At 61.0% G+C, this 16,599-nt stretch carries 18 protein-coding genes; 3 read left to right on the top strand and 15 right to left on the bottom strand.

Features of this window, described 5'->3' with window-relative positions; genetic code table 11:
* Positions 1-733: 733 nt before the first annotated feature.
* Positions 734-2,164 (bottom strand): NADP-dependent phosphogluconate dehydrogenase, encoded by a 1,431-nt coding sequence (gene gndA / locus AC1DJO_RS02430; RefSeq protein ID WP_477968829.1) that lies wholly within the window; start codon positions 2,162-2,164, stop codon positions 734-736.
* A gap of 187 nt (positions 2,165-2,351) precedes the next feature.
* On the opposite strand from gndA, the gene AC1DJO_RS02425 reads away from it, so the two are divergent.
* Genes AC1DJO_RS02425 through AC1DJO_RS02415 form a run of 3 tightly spaced genes read left to right on the top strand, consistent with a single transcriptional unit; the run spans position 2,352 to position 3,700 of the window.
* The gene (locus AC1DJO_RS02425; RefSeq protein ID WP_112516122.1) at positions 2,352-2,750 is read left to right on the top strand and encodes an SRPBCC family protein; all 399 of its coding nucleotides are present in this window, start codon (positions 2,352-2,354) and stop codon (positions 2,748-2,750) included.
* Positions 2,751-3,104, top strand: coding sequence for a VOC family protein (locus AC1DJO_RS02420; RefSeq protein WP_477968826.1), 354 nt, complete (start codon positions 2,751-2,753; stop codon positions 3,102-3,104).
* A 2-nt stretch (positions 3,105-3,106) separates the two neighbouring features.
* On the top strand, positions 3,107-3,700 hold the full coding sequence (locus AC1DJO_RS02415) for a YdeI/OmpD-associated family protein (protein WP_477968824.1): 594 nt from the start codon (positions 3,107-3,109) through the stop codon (positions 3,698-3,700).
* A 38-nt stretch (positions 3,701-3,738) separates the two neighbouring features.
* On the opposite strand, the gene AC1DJO_RS02410 is transcribed toward AC1DJO_RS02415, so the two are convergent.
* The 14 genes from AC1DJO_RS02410 to AC1DJO_RS02345 form a co-directional block, all read right to left on the bottom strand.
* Positions 3,739-4,449: a PAS domain-containing protein gene (locus tag AC1DJO_RS02410; protein ID WP_477968822.1), complete on the bottom strand. Its 711-nt coding sequence runs from the start codon at positions 4,447-4,449 to the stop codon at positions 3,739-3,741.
* A 186-nt stretch (positions 4,450-4,635) separates the two neighbouring features.
* Positions 4,636-5,571, bottom strand: a complete 936-nt coding sequence (locus AC1DJO_RS02405) for a lipid A biosynthesis lauroyl acyltransferase (RefSeq protein ID WP_477968820.1) — start codon at positions 5,569-5,571, stop codon at positions 4,636-4,638.
* Positions 5,572-5,575: 4 nt separating this feature from the next.
* The gene (locus AC1DJO_RS02400; protein WP_112516000.1) at positions 5,576-6,604 is read right to left on the bottom strand and encodes a zinc-binding dehydrogenase; all 1,029 of its coding nucleotides are present in this window, start codon (positions 6,602-6,604) and stop codon (positions 5,576-5,578) included.
* Between the two features lie 55 nt (positions 6,605-6,659).
* A complete protein-coding gene (locus tag AC1DJO_RS02395; protein WP_112515999.1) occupies positions 6,660-7,946 on the bottom strand; it encodes a beta-ketoacyl-ACP synthase in 1,287 nt (428 codons plus the stop codon).
* An 11-nt stretch (positions 7,947-7,957) separates the two neighbouring features.
* The gene (locus AC1DJO_RS02390) at positions 7,958-9,163 is read right to left on the bottom strand and encodes a beta-ketoacyl-ACP synthase (RefSeq protein ID WP_442207844.1); all 1,206 of its coding nucleotides are present in this window, start codon (positions 9,161-9,163) and stop codon (positions 7,958-7,960) included.
* Positions 9,163-9,642: a 3-hydroxyacyl-ACP dehydratase FabZ family protein gene (locus tag AC1DJO_RS02385; RefSeq protein WP_477968817.1), complete on the bottom strand. Its 480-nt coding sequence runs from the start codon at positions 9,640-9,642 to the stop codon at positions 9,163-9,165. Before AC1DJO_RS02385 ends, AC1DJO_RS02390 begins: the two co-directional genes overlap by 1 nt.
* 113 nt (positions 9,643-9,755) lie before the next feature.
* Positions 9,756-10,034, bottom strand: coding sequence for an acyl carrier protein (locus AC1DJO_RS02380; RefSeq protein ID WP_112387112.1), 279 nt, complete (start codon positions 10,032-10,034; stop codon positions 9,756-9,758).
* Positions 10,035-10,207: 173 nt separating this feature from the next.
* Positions 10,208-10,636 carry a L,D-transpeptidase gene (locus tag AC1DJO_RS02375; protein ID WP_112387111.1) on the bottom strand — a complete coding sequence of 143 codons (429 nt, stop codon included), beginning with the start codon at positions 10,634-10,636 and terminating at the stop codon, positions 10,208-10,210.
* A 146-nt stretch (positions 10,637-10,782) separates the two neighbouring features.
* On the bottom strand, positions 10,783-11,763 hold the full coding sequence (gene cbiB, locus AC1DJO_RS02370) for an adenosylcobinamide-phosphate synthase CbiB (protein ID WP_112515996.1): 981 nt from the start codon (positions 11,761-11,763) through the stop codon (positions 10,783-10,785).
* Positions 11,760-12,761: a threonine-phosphate decarboxylase CobD gene (cobD, locus tag AC1DJO_RS02365; protein WP_477968815.1), complete on the bottom strand. Its 1,002-nt coding sequence runs from the start codon at positions 12,759-12,761 to the stop codon at positions 11,760-11,762. The genes cbiB and cobD overlap by 4 nt, the downstream gene beginning before the upstream one ends.
* A complete protein-coding gene (locus AC1DJO_RS02360) occupies positions 12,758-14,065 on the bottom strand; it encodes a cobyrinate a,c-diamide synthase (protein ID WP_477968813.1) in 1,308 nt (435 codons plus the stop codon). The genes cobD and AC1DJO_RS02360 overlap by 4 nt, the downstream gene beginning before the upstream one ends.
* Entirely contained in the window at positions 14,062-14,901 is an 840-nt protein-coding gene (cobA, locus tag AC1DJO_RS02355) for a uroporphyrinogen-III C-methyltransferase (protein ID WP_477968811.1), read from the bottom strand. The genes AC1DJO_RS02360 and cobA overlap by 4 nt, the downstream gene beginning before the upstream one ends.
* 186 nt (positions 14,902-15,087) lie before the next feature.
* On the bottom strand, positions 15,088-16,038 hold the full coding sequence (locus tag AC1DJO_RS02350) for a nucleoside hydrolase (RefSeq protein WP_477968809.1): 951 nt from the start codon (positions 16,036-16,038) through the stop codon (positions 15,088-15,090).
* A 70-nt stretch (positions 16,039-16,108) separates the two neighbouring features.
* Positions 16,109-16,528: a cobalamin biosynthesis protein gene (locus AC1DJO_RS02345; RefSeq protein ID WP_477968807.1), complete on the bottom strand. Its 420-nt coding sequence runs from the start codon at positions 16,526-16,528 to the stop codon at positions 16,109-16,111.
* Positions 16,529-16,599: the final 71 nt, after the last annotated feature.

The raw sequence follows: 16,599 nt of genomic DNA, 5'->3' as shown, positions 1-16,599 counted from the left end.
AGTCCAGTTCTTGAGCGCCACTATTTGTCGAGAATGGAATATTGACGCTATTCCAGTTGGCATTGATCGCCTGACATGCAGGTGATGCAGCAAGCGCGTGCGTTGGGGTAACGGACAGGAGCGTAAGCAGGAGTGCTGGAATCAGTAAAAGCCGACTGTGGCCGAGCAATCGCGCTTTTCCTATGGCCCCAGAGAGCAAAGCCCTCGCATTGAAAAGCCGAACGGCTGCGCCAGCATATCTCGCCAGTGAGGCAATCAGCGCAGTGAAAACGGCAAGAACGACCTGCAGTATGTTCGTTGCAGAGAAATAAAGCCTGCAAATATACAGTAACGATGAATTATATTCGCGATCGTTTTGAAGCATACCGAAATTTGCTTCTTTGGCGCCATCGGCGCACTCTGCACGTGAACGCATTTTTCCCCACAGGGCATCTGGATCCCCTTGAGGGAACGCATGCCGCAATCGCCTAAAATAAAATAAGTGCCGTCAATGCCGAAAGTTTATACGAATCGATTAGTCGTTAGGAAAAAATTAAACACATTTAGCGAGCAAAATCCGAAAAATTCTCGCCGTTAAGTCGTAAATTTCACCATTTAAAGGTAACATTGCAAGAAAGACGCAGAGTTGTATCCATGGATACAACCACGCAACTGACTAGCCAAGAAAGAGGGGCGCGCCGGGCAATAAAAAGCCCGGTCGAAACCGGGCTTTTCTCATTCCAGATGGACGGCCTCAGAAGGTAGCGGCACCGCTGCCCCAGGGGCCGTGGTGGAAGTCCTTGCCATCCAGGCGGTCGAAGCCGTGGGCGCCGAAGAAGTCGCGCTGGGCCTGGATCAGGTTGGCCGTGCCACGGCCCTGGCGGTAGGCATCGAAATAGGTGAGCGCCGAGGTGAGCGCCGGAACCGGCAGGCCGGCCTGAAGAGCGGCGGTGACGACGCGGCGCAGCGCCGGGATCGATTCCTTGACCATCTCGGAGAAGGCAGGCGTGACGATCAGGTTGGCCGCATCAGGCGCCTTGGTGAAGGCCGAGGTGATCTCGTCCAGGAACTGCGAACGGATGATGCAGCCATCGCGCCAGATCTTGGCAATCGTCGGCATCGGCAGCGACCACTTGAACTCGCGCGATGCTTCCGCCATCACGGCGAAGCCCTGTGCGTAAGCGCCGATCTTGGCAGCGAAGAGCGCCAGTTCCAGATCGTTGTCGAGTTCCGGACCGTAAGCGATCGGGAACTTGTATTCCGGCTTGCCGAAGATCTTTTCAGCCGCTTCGCGCTCGCCCTTCATCGACGAAATCGAACGCGCAGCAACGGCCGCTTCGATCGCAGTCGCGGGAATGCCCATGTTTTGTGCTTCGATCGCCGACCACTTGCCGGTGCCCTTCTGGCCGGCCTTGTCGAGGATCATGTCGACCATCGAGCCCTTGGAAATCGGGTCGGTGGCGGCAAGCACCTTTTCGGAAATCTCGATCAGGTAGGAATTCAGGCGGCCCTTGTTCCACTGGCCGAAGATCTTGCTGATATCGGTCGAGCTCTTGCCGAGGCCGTCGCGGAAAATGCCGTAGATTTCGGCGATCATCTGCATGTCGGCATATTCGATGCCGTTGTGGATCGTCTTGACGAAGTGACCGGCGCCGTCATTGCCGAGCCAGGCAACGCAGGGGTCGCCCTTGTACTTGGCAGCAATCGAGGTCAGCACCTTCTCGACACGCTTCCAGCTGTCTTCCGTACCGCCGACCATGATCGACGGGCCGTGACGCGCACCTTCCTCACCACCGGAGACACCCATGCCGATGAAGGTCAGGTCGGTATCCTTGAGGCGGTCGAAACGGGCGATGGTGTCGCGGAAGTTGGCGTTGCCGGCATCGATCATGATGTCGCCCTTGGAAAGGTAGGGGCGCAACAGCTCCATCTGCTGGTCGACCGGCTCGCCGGCCTTGATCATGATGATGATTGGGCGCGGCGGGCGGATCGCCTCGACGAATTCCTCGATCGTCTTGCACGGAACGATCTGCTTCTTCAGATCACCGGCGCTCTCGTAGAACTCGTCGGTTTTCTCGGGTGTGCGGTTGAAAACCGCAATCTTGTTGCCCTTTTCGGCAATGTTCAGCGCCAGGTTGGAACCCATGACGGCAAGGCCGATCAGTCCGATTTCTGCCTTTTCCACGACAATCCTCCGATGAGTCAAATTCGACCGGTGTTGTGGCACTCTAAGCCGGAAACGGCAAGTATCGAAGGCGCCAAAATCGGCCCCTCCGGTGGACCCGATCGGCAAGGCGCGATATTGATCGATGGCGATCGCGCGCCATCTCGCATGGGACAGATCAGGCGCAGCCAAGTGCCGGGAGGACTTGATGACAACGATGACCGCAAGGATCGTCCATTGCTCGATCGATCGCGATTGGCAGGATGTCTACGCGTTTGCCGGCGAGCCGGAGAATATGCCGCTCTGGGCATCAGGCCTCGCCTCCGGCCTCGAAAGAGATGGCGACGACTGGATCGCCAAGGGCGTGCTCGGCACCGTCAGGGTCAGCTTCGTGCCGGCCAACAAGTTCGGCATCATCGACCATACGGTGACGATCGAAAGCGGCATGCGCGTCTATAATGCGCTGCGCATCGTTCCTAATGGCGATGGCTGCGAAGTGATGTTCACGCTGCTGAAGCAGCCCGGCATGACGGACGAGCAATTTGCCGCCGATGGCGCCCATGTCGAGAAGGACCTGCATGCGCTGAAGGCGCTGATGGAGAAATAGATGGTCAATGATCAGACGGTGCTTCGCATCGACTATATCGAATTCAACGTTGCCGATATCGAGGCATCGAAGGCTTTCTATGGGGCGGCCTTCGGCTGGAGCTTCAAAGATTATGGCCCTGCCTATTGCGAATTCAGCGACGGCAGGCTGACGGGCGGTTTCACGACGCTGGACAAGCCCCGGCCGGGCGGCCCGCTGGTCATTCTCTATGCCAGCGATCTGGAAGCCGCTTTGGACGCAACCGGCAAAGCTGGCGGCACGATCGTCAAGCCGATCACCGCCTTCCCGGGCGGGCGGCGCTTTCATTTCACCGATCCCGACGGCTACGAGCTCGCGGTCTGGAGCAAGGATTGAGCATGGCGGCGCAAGCAACAAACCCGAAGGTCGATGCCTATTTCGCCCGCAAGGATACCTGGCGCGAGGAAACCGCCAGGCTGAGAACGATTGTCCTCGATTGCGGCCTGACCGAAGAGCTGAAATGGGGCGAACCCTGCTACACGGTTGGCAAGGCCAACATCGTCCTGATCCACGGTTTCAAGGACTATTGCGCATTGCTCTTCTTCAAGGGCGCCTTGATGAAGGACGAGGCGGGCATTCTCATCCAGCAGACGGACAACGTCCAGGCTGCCCGCCAGATCCGCTTTACCAGCGCCGAACAGATCTCCGGCATGGAAAACCTGCTGAAGTCCTACGTGCAGCAGGCGATCGAGGTCGAGAAGGCCGGTCTGAAGGTTGACTACAAGAAGACCACCGAGTTCACGGTGCCGGACGAGTTTCAGACAAGGCTTGATCGGGACGCTGCCTTGAAAGCCGCCTTCACCGCCCTCACCCCGGGCCGCCAGCGCGCCTATCTGCTGCATTTCGCGCAACCAAAGCAATCGAAGACCCGCGAGTCGAGGATCGACAAGGCTATCCCGCAGATATTCGAGGGCAAGGGGCCGAACGATTAGCCATCCCCGGCGCGTCGCGCACAGGCACTGCGCCGATCCTAGACCCTTACCGTTTCAGGCGCCTTGACATTCTCCATCATGATCAGCGCCCCGATCACGCGCCCGCCATTGTCGCGCAGGGGCGACATGCGGCAGCGCATCAGTTTCGCGCCCTCGCCGCTGGTGCGTTCGTAATTGTATTCCACCCGCTCCCCCGCGAAGCAGGCGTCGAAATGTGCCTTGGTTTTCTCGAAGCGCTCGGCTCCGATGAACTCGGCGACGTGCCGGCCGATCATGTCGATCGGCTTGCGGCCGAGATAAGTGCAGTTCGTCGGGTTGGAATAGAGATAGCGATAGTCGCGCGTCAGCACGGCAACGCGATCCGGCAGCGTCTCGAGAATAGCCGAATTCAGGAAATTGCCGTTGTCCATGTTCGGGACATAGCCATCCGGCTTCGGCAACCGTTCCGCCGGTGCCGGGATCTGGCGCGGCTTGCCGGAATTGCCGAAATAGCGGTCCAGCAGATTTGAAAGCGTCGCCGCATAGCCCATCACGCTCGCGCAATCATCGGCATTCTGCTCCAGCAAACAGACGACGAATTGCAGCTGCATGTGAATTTCGACGATATTCGACGCCTGATACGTGACGATAGCGCCGATCAGCGCCTCGAATTCGCTATCAAGAGTTGAAACCTGACGATCGTCGCCCGCGCGGATCGCCGCATCGATTTGTGAGCAACGTGAAGAAAATGCCTGCAGAAGTTCCAGCAATATGCCCCCCAATCCCCTGACACATAGGGGAAACCAGCATATGTCAGTTTTCACGGCAGGTTTCGTCGATTCCCGATCTTCCCCAACCGGCTACTCGCCTTGGTGGCAACCACTAACATGAACGCCGTTCACATTCAACGTGAACGGCGGTCATATTTTCACATACGAAATTTAGGGGTATAAGCTCTAGTTGAGCACGCTTTCCTTGATTTTCCACCGGTCGTGGTACCAGAGCCACTGCTCCGGATATTCCCGGACCCAGCTTTCGACCTTGTCGTTCAGCATCTGCGCCATTGCCGTCAGATCGAGATTGCCGGCTGAGTCGCGGGGGATTTCCAGCTGCGGCTCGATCTCCAGCCGATAGCGATTTCCCGGCAGGCGAATGCAGCGCGCCGGGTAGACCTCGCATCCAAATTGGCGAACGAGCTTGGGAACGAGAGGATTGGTCGTCGTATCGATGCCAAAGAAGCGTGTCTTCAGCCCCTTCTTGAACTTCTGATCGACGAGAACACCGACGCCCTGTCCAGCTTCGAGCTGCCGCGCCAGCGTGAAGGACGAACCGGCATGCGATGGCACGAGCTTACCCATGCGCGCGCTGCGGAAATCGAAAACCTTCTGCGCCACATAGGGATTGTTCGGCGGACGGAAGAGAACCGTCACATTGAGGCCAAAGGCGGCACCAGCCACCGGCAGCAGCTCGAAATTGCCGCTATGCGCGGTAAAGACGATGAACGGCCGAGGATTGTCACGAAGATCGAGAAACAGCGGAATGCCTGTCACCTCGATCCGGCCGGGCTCCGATCGCTGCGGATCGAAGTCGAAAAGCCGGTCAAGAAAGACATACTCGGCGGCAAGCCGGCCCATATTACCCCAGCTGCCAAGCGCAATCGCCTGGATCTCGTCTTCGCTCTTTTCGGGAAAGGCGTTGCGCAGATTGACGAGCATCAGCTTGTGGCGCCGCGTCCGCGGGCCGATCTTGCGGGTCAGCCAGTCGGCAAAGCGGATAGCACCATCAGCCGGAAATATCTTCAGGAAGTTCAGAAAGCCGAACATCAGCTGGGCGATCAGCCACTGGCGAAAATGCTCGAGCTTCAGAACGATCCGGGTGATGAAAAGCTTCACACGCTCAGTCCATCTTCAAGATGATCTTGCCGAAGATCTGGCGCGATTCCATCCGCTCCAGCGCCCGGTCGATATCGTCGAAGCCGACTTCGGTATCGATGACGGGATGAACGAGGCCGCGGCCCATCTTCTGCATGGCGTCCGCCATGTTCTCCATGCGGCAGCCGAAGGAGCCGAGCAGCTTCAGCTGCTGCTGGAAGAGCATCATCAGGTTCATCTCGGTCGAGACACCCGAGGTCGAGCCGCAGGTGACGAGACGCCCGCCGCGCTTCAGGCAGAACATCGAGGCGGCAAAAGTGTCCTTGCCGACATGTTCGAAGACGACATCGACGCCCTTCTTCTTGGTCAGCTTACGCACCACGCCTTCGAAACGGTCGGTGCGGTAATTGATGACGTGATCGGCACCCAGCGCTTTCGCCTTCTCGATCTTGTCGTCGGAGCCAACGGTCGTGATGACGGTACAGCCGATCTTCTTGGCAAGCTGGATCGCCGCCGTGCCGATGCCGGAGCCGCCGGCATGGATGAGGATCGTTTCACCGGGCTCGAGCTTGGCATTGTCAAACAGCATGTGCTCGACGGTGCCGAATGTCACCGGTGCCAGCGCCGCGCCGATCGCATCGACGCCTGGAGGCGCCGGAACGAGAAGGCGCGCCGGAAGATTGACCTTCTCCTGCGCAAAGCCATCGAGATGGAAGCCGTGGACGCCCGAGACATGTTCGCAGAGATTGTCGCGGCCTTCGCGGCACGGACGGCAGAGGCCACAGGTGCGCGCGCCGTAGATCGACACGAGCTGACCCGGCAGCACATTGGCAACACCGGGCCCGATCGCCTCGACCACGCCGGATGCTTCCGCGCCGATCACCAGCGGCATCTTGCGCTTGGCAAACGCCATGCCGCGCCAGCCCCAGACGTCGATATGATTGAGCGCCACCGCCTTGACGCGCAGCGTCACTTCACCGGCAGAAGGGGCTTCCGGCTCCGGCAGGTCGGTGATCTCAAGCTTGCGGTCATCGACCAGTTGCAAAGCGCGCATAGCAAAACCTCTCGCCTTTCAGGCGTTCTTATCTCTGAATTTTGTCGGCAACCGCTTAAGCCGGTTCAAGCGCCATGACAAGGCTTGCGTTCTGTCCGCCGAAGCCGAAGGAATTCGACAGCACGGCCGAAACCTGCTGATCGCGCTTCTTGTTCGGCACGACATCGAGAACGATGGCCGGATCAGGATTGTTGTAGTTGATCGTCGGCGGCAGCGTGCCCGTCAGCATTGTCTGGAACGAGAAGACAGCTTCGACGGCACCGGCAGCCGTCAGCGTATGGCCGATCATCGACTTGTTCGACGACAGCGGGATGGACGCCATGCGCTCGCCGAAGACGGCGAGCATCGAGCCATATTCCATCTTGTCATTCTCCGGCGTCGAGGTGCCATGGGCGTTGATATAGCCGATTCCACCTTCATCCAGGCCAGCGTCGGCGAGCGCCGCGCGGATCGTCGCGATCGCCGGACCGCCGTCGGGCGAGGAGCGCGTGCGGTGGAAGCTATCGGCCTTCTCGCCGGCACCCTTCATGATGCCGAGGATCTTCGCGCCGCGGGCGATCGCCGATTCCAGCGATTCCAGCACCAGCGTTGCGGCACCTTCGGCGATGACGAAGCCGTCGCGATCCTTGCTGAACGGCTTGGATGCCTTGGTCGGCGGATCGTTCTGGGTGGAAAGAGCAGACAGAAGCGAAAAGCGGATCAGCGCCTCTGCGCTCAGCGAACCATCGGTCGCAACCGCAAGCGCCCGGTCCGTACGGCCCTGGCGGATCGCCTCGATGCCGAGCTGAATGGCGGTAGCGCCCGAAGCACAGGCTGTCGACAGCGTCACCGGCAGGCCGCGCGTGCCGAAGCGGTCGGAAAGGCGCTCCGAGATCGCACCGAACAGCGCTGCCTCATGGAAGGCCGCATCCGGGCGCTGACGCATCGCCGTCAGAAACCGGTCATAGGCGTCGCCCGGATGATCGGAAGGCGGCGAACGGTCGGCGAGTTCGAAACGGGCACTCCATTCCGGCTCGATCGGTGGCGCTGCCAGAAACAGCGGACCATTGAAATCGCCTGAGATATCGGCATCGGCAAGCGCTTCGATCGTCGTCTCGCGGGCAAACGCATAGGAGCGCTCGACGGCGTTCGGTACGGGAATGTCGATGAAATCGACGGTCCCGGCGATCCGCGTCGACAGGCCATCGGTCGGAAAGCGGGTGATGTCGTGGATACCCGAGGTCCCCGATGTCAGCGCCGCCCAGTTATCCTTCAGACCCTGGCCGAGCGAGGTGATGATGCCCATGCCGGTCACGGCGACGATCGGGCGGCCGAGATGATCCTTGTAAGCCTTGTCTGTCATTTGATCACTCCTCACGCTTCCGCGGAAAGAACGGCGACGCCCTCGCCGCGCTGGTGGCCGACTGTGGTGACGACGGCGGCATCGGCCGCAGCAATCATTGCTTTTTCATGAGCCGGATCGAAGGCCGGAACCTTGGCTTTCGCATCGACGGCAAGGGCTGCGAAGGCGAGACCCAGCGTAAACTGCGCTTCGAGCGCATGGCCCGAAATACCGCCGAAACCGCGGATGGCAGCGCCCGGCAGCGTGTGTTCCAGCACGGCCTTTTCCCGCTCGGCCAAATCATGCATGCCGGTCGAACCAGAAAAGATTGCCGTGCTCTCGGGCGCCAGCTTCGCAGCGGGTTCCAGCAGGCGCTCAAGGCGCTTTTCGAAATTCCCGGCATTGCGGTTGCCGCGGTCGCCTTCGATGGAGGTGATCGTAGCATAGATATGCGCGCCGCGAGCTTCCGCATGCTGGCGCGATTCCAGAACGAGAAACGCACCGGCCGAACCGGTAATCATCCCGCCGCCGTCCTTGTCCTTGCGCGACCAGAGCGGAGCCCACTCGCCGCGCGTATGCGCGCCGATTGCTTCAGTGAGCAGGATCATGTCCTGGCGTTCGGCAGCGAAAGCGCCGCCGACGAGCGCATGCGAGGATTCACCCGACTTGATGCGGTAGAAGGCAGTCTCGACAGCCGAGATACCGGCCGCCTCTTCGCCCATGAAGGTGCGCGAGGAACCGGTGACCTTGTGAACGATGGAGATGTTGCCGGCCAGCAGATTGGACAGCTGCGCCAGAAACAGCGTCGGGCGAAGCTCGGTGGTCAGCTTCTCGTTCAGCAGCACTTCGCGGTCATTGCGCTTCAGGCCTTCATCGACGATCAGCGTATCGACATTGATGTCGCGCTCGCCACCACCGGCCGCAACGATCATGTCCATCGTACCGCAGGCTTCGGCATCGTCCTTGAAGCCGGCGTCATCGAGCGCCAGACCGGCGGCAAAGACGCCGATGCGCTGCCAGTTCTCCATCTGGCGCTGGTCGCCACGCTTGGCGATCTGCTGCGACCAGTCGATCTCGGGTAGCGGATGCACCGGATATGGCTTGAACTTATCGGTCTCGACGATCGCCTTCGGCGCCTCGCCTGCCGTCAGCAGCGCCAGATGCGCGTCCTTGCCGACGCCCTGACAGGTGACGATGCCGATGCCGGAGATAACGACGTCATTCGCAGACTTGCCCATCACTTCACTCCCTGCGCCGCGATCGCGTCCATCAGGCCGACTTCGCTTGCGCGCTTCTTGACGATATCGCCGAGCGGAACTTCGCTGAACGGCATGGTGCGCAGCTTCAGCTGCGCGTCGCAGACCTTCTTGCCGCCACTGGTGATCTTGGCCTTGGTAACCGCGAAGCCCGAACCGTCATGTTCGAGAAAGGCTTCGATGTCGAGCACGGCTTCGGGCTCGACGAAGGTGCGCATCTTGGCGCCATCGACCGACATCAGGAACGGCATGGCGGCGAAATCGGTCGCGGCGAGCACCAGCATGCCCGAGGCCTGCGCCATGGTTTCGATCAGAAGCACGCCCGGAACGAGCGGCATGCCTGGAAAATGCCCCTCGAAGACGGGGCTCTTGGCGGGCACTACGGAACGCGCCTTGAGCACGCCCTTTTCAAGATCGACCATCTCGATGCGGTCGATCATCTGGAAATATTCCAGTAGCATCGGATCCTCCGGCCCGGCAGATCAGAAGCGCCGGTTACGCCTAGTTAGGAACAAAACCGCCCGGCCGCTACGGTTTGCAGAGGCAGGGCGGATAAAAAAGATGGCGGTGTCGCTTAAGCCTTGGCGGCGCGCAGCTCGTCGATCTTGGCGCAGAGGTTCTTGAGCACGAAGTATTCTTCGGTCGTCACCTTGCCTTCGTTGACTTCCTGCGTCCACTTTTCGAGCGGGATCTTGATGCCGAATTCCTTGTCGATCGCAAAGACGATATCGAGGAAGTCGAGGCTGTCGATACCGAGGTCGTCGATCGTATGGCTTTCCGGCGTGATCGTTTCGCGATCGATTTCGCTGGTTTCAGCAATGATGTCGGCAACTTTATCGAATGTAGCGGTCACGCGCTTACCTCTTTGAATAACGGATTTATCCCCCTCATAGGCAAATCCATTTCAAAAGCCAATGCTTTCGAGCGCGCTGCCCTCAAAATTGGGTGGGAACTGTTGCCGAAACAGCAATGCGCAAAAGGCCCGGAAATATGATCTCCGGGCCGCGTATGCGATTGGAAAGCCGGTCAGCGGGTGATGACGACCCGGGTATTGGCAAGCCCCACCTGCTTTGCCATCGAGAAGAATTGCGCGGCATTGTTGGGATGAAGGCGCACGCAGCCGTGCGATGCAGGCATTCCGAGCCGCTTGAGGTCATATGTGGCGTGAACCGCATATCCGCCGTTGAAGAATACGGCGTAAGGCATCGGCGCATTGTCATATTTGCGCGAGCGGTGATTGAGCGACAGCCACTTGGCGCTCCACGAGCCCGTCGGCGTCACATAGCCGCGCCGTGCAGTCGATACCTTCCAGCGGTATTTGACGAAACCGTTCTCCGTCACCGTCATCGTCTGCGCGTCGAGACTGACCCGGGCGACGAGATTGGCCGCGCTGGCGGCAACTGGAGAAAACTGCAGCAACAGGCAAGCGGCAGCCGCCGCCAGAAACGTCTTCATGACTATCCCTCTTCACCGGAACGTTTGTCCGGCATCACGAAGAGCAGTCTACGAATAGACTGATTATTTTGCTTTAAAGCGCTTGGTAATCAGAAAGATAACGGAAGGCGGCAAGATCTTTACTTTGCCGATCGCCAGTAATTCCGTCAAAGCAGGAAAAGGAATGCCACGAAGACGGAAATCGAGAGAATCATGCAGGCGCCGTTGAAGACGAGAACGCCGTCTTCGACATCCTTGACTGTCGCTGTGTCGCGTCCGGCGCCGTTGATCATCGGTTCGCTGACGACGATGCCGGAATAAACGCGCGGACCGGCAAGCTGAACGTCGAGCGCACCCGCCATTGCTGCCTCCGGACGGCCGGAATTCGGCGAACGGTGCAGCCCGCCGTCACGGATCGCAACCTGGACCGCCTCGCGGCAGGCGCGCGCGCCACGGCGCAGCCAGGCGCCCGCAGCGATGAGCAGGATCGACAGCCTTGCCGCCGGCCAGTTGGCGATATCGTCAAGACGGGCCGACGCCCAGCCGAAGTCGATATAGCGATCCGACTTGTGGCCGATCATCGAGTCGGCTGTATTGAGCATCTTGTAGATGAGGAGGCCTGGGAGACCGAGCACCGCATACCAGAGCGCCGGTGCGACCACGCCATCGGAAAAGTTTTCAGCCAGGCTCTCGATCGCCGCGCGGCAAATTCCGGGCTCATCGAGGGTTTCAGGATCACGGCCGACGATGCGCGAGACCGCTCTGCGCCCACCGGCAATTCCTTCCGCCCGAAGCGCGTCCGCGACATCGGAAACGTGATCTGCCAGGCTCTTCTGCGCCATGAAGATGGCAACGCAGACGACTTCGAGGACGATGCCGATCATTCCGAAAAGCTCGAAGAACCAGTGCAGGAGCAGCCCGGCAATGGCGCTGCCGAACAGCAGGGCGGCAATCGACGCCGTTCCGTTCAGGCGCCGCTCGGGCCGGGTCAGCGTCTCGCTGTTATAGGTGCGGTCGAAATAGGAGATCGCCTTGCCGAACAAGACGACCGGATGCGGAACGCGCGACCAGAGCCAATCGGGGTCGCCGGCGATCCGGTCGAGAAGCAGGGCCAGCAGAAGAACCAGAAGATGTTCGTCGATCGTCATGCGTCAAAACTCTCAAGCGCGGCTGCAAGTCTTTGGTCAGCCAGACTGTCCGGCCCAAGTCCGAAGCGCAGCCAACTGGGCGCGTAGTCGAACCTGCGGACCAGAATGTGATGCCGGCAGAGATGCGTATAGAGGGCTGCCGCCCGTTTGTCTTCGACCAGCGTGAACAAGGCTGCGTTACCGGCAATCGTCAGACCGGCACCCTGAAGAACGGCGTTCAGCGCCGCACTGCGCTCGGCGATCCCGGCAGCAATAGGCGCCGGATCGGCGCGCAGCAGCGAAGCGGCCAACGAGAGCGCCGGGCCGGAAACCGCCCAAGGGCCAAGCCAATCCTCGAAGCAGGCCCGAATATCGTCGCGCGCGATCACGAAGCCGAGGCGCAGGCCCGCCAACCCGAAGAATTTCCCGAAGGAGCGGAAGATGATGAGGTTCGAAAGCCCGTTCGCCAACGGCACCAGGCTCGCTTCAGGATCAGCATCGCCGAAGGCCTCATCAACCACGAGATACCCACCCCTCGCCTTCAGTACATCATGAACGGCAATCAGCCGGTCACGATCATGCAGCCTGGCGTCCGGATTGTTCGGATTGACGGCGACGACCAGCCGATGCTCCTCGCCGATCTCTGCAAGCCCGGCGATCTGGTCGACCCGGCACCCGGCATTAGCGAAGGCTTTCTCGTATTCGCCGTAGGTCGGCGAAACGATCGCCACGCGGCTCTCCCGCTCGAGCAGCCGTGGCAGGAGCTGGATGACGGATTGGGTGCCCGGAACCGGCAGCGGCGACAGCCCCCGGCTCCGATAATAATCCCGCGCCGCTTCCACGGCCGATTGCACCAGATGCCTGTCGGGCAGCCGGTGCCAGACGGCAGGCGGGATCACCGGAAGCGGAGCCGGACAAGGGTTGATGCCCGTCGACAGATCCAGCCAGTCCTCCGGCTGCCCGCCGAATTCGGCAGCAGCGGCGGTGATGCCGCCGCCATGCACAATCGGACCACTCATGCCGGCTCCGCGGCAAGATCGATCATGTGCATATAGGAGCCTGCGACCTGACCACGGCGAAGCCCGGCCTGGCCAAGATCGGCGCCAAGCGCATCTGTGACATCGAAAAGCCGCTCGCCCTCGCCCTCCGAAACCACATTCGAATAGTGAAACTCATGGCCCGTCATCGGCTGCTCGAAGAAAGCCTCGCCGATGGGACGGACGCGCCGGTAGCCGAGATGGCGGCTGCGCTGCTCGTAGCTCGTCACCAGCGGCAGCAATCCGAGCATCTCGTGGCGGATGCCTTCGGCATCGATCAGCCCTTCACCGAGCGTCATGTAGCCCCCGCATTCGCCATAAATCCGCGTACCCCGCGCGGCCGCATCGGTCATGCCGCGCTTGAAGTTCGAGGCCGCCGCAATGGCACCGGCATTGAGCTCGGGATAGCCGCCCGGCAGATAGATCGCATCGGCATCATCGGCGGGTGCCTCATCGGCGAGCGGCGAGAAGAATGAAATCTCCGCGCCGCGGCGGCGCCAGCCGAGCAGCATGTGTTCGTAGCAGAAGGCAAAGGCGATATCGCGGGCGACGGCGATCTTGCGTCCCAACGGCGGCAAGCGACGAATATTGGCGGTCGAGGCGACGTTCAGCCCCTGACGGGCGATCCGCAGCAGGAACTCGAAATTGCACTCATCCGAGACGGCTTCGGCCGCATGATCGATAAAGGCTTCCAGACTTGCATGCTCACCTGCCTGCACCAGCCCCAGATGCCGCTCAGGCAATGCCAGCGTCTTGTCGCTGCGAATGACGGCGACCACAGGCATGCGAATGGCATCCAGCGCCTGACGCAACATCATCTCATGCCGCTCGCTGCCGACCTTATTGAGAATGACACCCGCAATGCGGACATCCGCCCGGAAGCTCGCGAAGCCGCTGACCAGAGGCGCGACCGATTGCGACATGCGCGAGGCATCGACAACCAGGATAACGGAGAGCCCGAGCATGGCCGCCAGATCGGCAGCCGTTCCCTTCCCGTCAGCCGCGCCATCGAACAGCCCCATCATCGCTTCGATGATCAGCGTGCGGTCGCCCTGCCGGTGGATCGCGGCATTGGCCGAAATCAGCTCGCGGCGCATCGCCCAAGGGTCGAAATTGAGGCACGGCGTCCCGCTGGCCGCCGCATGAAAGGCCGGATCGATATAATCAGGGCCCGCCTTGCCGGGCGCCACCGCCACGCCGCGATTTCTTAAGGCGCGTAAGAGGCCGAGCGTGATCGTTGTTTTGCCCGAACCGGAGCACGGGGCCGCAATGAGAAGGCCGCTCATGCCGTCTCCTTTCCGCCTTGCCTGAACGGATCCGGCTGCAGGCGACGCCCAGCCAAGGCGCCGAGCCAATCCAGCGAAGACCGCAGCCGCACCACTTCACCGACAACCACGATCGCCGGCGGCTCCAGCCCAGAGGCTTCTACCGCTGCGACAGCTTCACCGAGCGTCGTTTCCAGCACCTGCTGGCCACTGGTGGCTGCATTGCAGACGAAGGCCACCGGCTCGTCTGCCTTGCGCCCTGCGGCCAGCAAGGACGCGCTGATCTGCGCGATATGCTTCATCGCCATATACATGACGATCACAGGCGAGCCGCGGCCGATCGCATCCCAGTTGATCGCGTCCGGAACGATACCCGAAGAATCATGCCCCGTCAGGAATGTGACCGCGTGATTGATATCCCGATGGGTCACCGGAATGCCGGCATAGGCAAGTCCGCCGATCCCCGCGGTAATGCCGGGTACGATGCGGAACGGGACGTTATGCTCGACCAGCGCCAGCGCCTCTTCGCCGCCGCGTCCAAAGACGAAGGGATCACCGCCCTTCAGCCGTAGCACCCGTTTGCCGGAGCGGGCCAGCTCGACGAGGCGCAGCGAGATATCGCGCTGCTTGGCAGACGGCTTGCCGCCGCGCTTTCCGGCATACTCGAGAGCGGCATCCGGCCGCGCCAGCCTCAGACATTCCTCATTGACCAGCGCGTCGTGAACGACGACGTCGGCCTCCGAAAGCCCTTTCGCCGCAAGCAGCGTCAGCAGCCCGGGATCGCCGGGACCGGCGCCGACGAGCCAGACGGTTCCCGGCTCCAATACCGGCAAATGGGCGAATGCATTCTCGATCATAAGGGTGGTCTATGCCCGCCGCTTGGCGAGGTCAACGGCGGCGAAACGCCGGCAATTACCGATTGCCGTTTCACCGCCGATTCAATTGACGAACAACCGGACTCACAATCTGAGGAAATGGCCGGATCGAATTGATAGGACTCAGCAAAGTTGAACCGGGCGGGAGCCGCCCGGTCCCAGGCTGCATCAGGCTCGAAGAAGCGTATCCCGGATCAGATCGACGACCTTGTCCGACTGGATGCCGGTGCAGACGATCTGGCTCGGCAGATTGTCCCAGTCGCCCGGCGGGAAGCGGCGTCCGTCCGGCTTGACGATCGTCTGGCCGTCGGCAATGCCGCCGCAAACGACGCGCACCGCACCCGTCACTGTCGTGAACAGCTCCGGCGCCACGACATAAACCGCGGCGCAGCTGTCATGCACCATCATGCCGTCTTCGACCGCATGCTTGTAGAAATCGATATAGAACTGCGAGAGGTCGTTCAGCAGCTTCACCGCCGCATCGCCCTTCTCGGCGGCAGCCTTCAGATAGCTGCGGCTCATCGTCGTGATCGCCGTGACGTCGAGCCCGATGACCGCGACCTTCCATGGCGCCGTCATCACCACATCGGCGGCTTCCGGATCGCCATGGATATTGGCTTCGGCGACCGGCGAGACATTGCCCGGCACATAGAAATTGCCGCCCATGATGACCACCTGCTTCACCAGCTTGGCAATCTCGGGGTCTTCCTTCAGAGCCAGCGCCAGGTTGGTCATGCGGCCGACGGCAACCAGCGTCACCTCGCCCGGATTGGCCCGCACCGTCTCGATGATGAAGCGATGCGCCGGACGCGGATCGAGGGGAAGATCGATCGTCGCGGGTACGCCGATATTGCCGAGACCGTCATCGCCATGCACGAAGGTCGGCCAGCCGATTTCCTTGCGCGACGGATCGAAGGTGACGTTTGCGCCCTTGGCAACGGGTGCCGTGATGTTCCATTCGCGCTTCAGAAACAGCGCGTTGCGCGTCGTCGTCTCGATCGAGGCATTGCCGAAGATCGTGGTGATGCCGATCAGATCGATGTCGGGGTGGCGGTGCAGGAAGAGGAGCGCCATGGCATCATCGACGCCCGGGTCCGTGTCATAAATGACCTTGTGCATGAAATATCCTTCTCATTCTCGTCGCAGAAATCCGGGGATCCCCGCGAGGTGGCCGACACCATAGCGCCGGCTATTCTTTCTGCAACAGGATGCGCGCGATGGCAGCCGTCGCATGAGCAGATTTGATCTTCGGCACCAGCAACTCTGCCGCCGCTCCCGCAGCAGCCAGCGCCGCCGACTCGGCAACGCCATGGCAGCCGACAAGGGCAAAGACGGCTGCCGAAGGGTTCTTGAGACGCGGCGTCTCCTGCTCCAGGCGCGCGGCGGCAAAGAAGACCGGTGTGATTTGAAATTCCTGCGACAGCGTCAGGATTGCAGGCTCCCCGGAGCGGCTTTCGATCGAGGCAATGGCCGCAAGCACATCCGGCCCGATCCCGACGATCTCCATGGCCTGCTTCGCCAGTGTCCGCACCTCGTCCACAGGCGTTCCCCGCTCGCAGCCAAGGCCGAGCACGTATGATTTCGATCTGTCGGTGGCGAAGGACGGCATCGCATGAACCTGAAAGGGCAGACTGTGTCTCCGCAGACATTGCAGGCGGGTGCGGGAAATGCAACATGGCG

Source organism: Rhizobium sp. 05N430, from assembly GCF_056396985.1.
The sequence above is the reverse complement of the archived record's forward strand: the minus strand, read 5'-3'. Positions and strand labels throughout refer to the sequence as shown.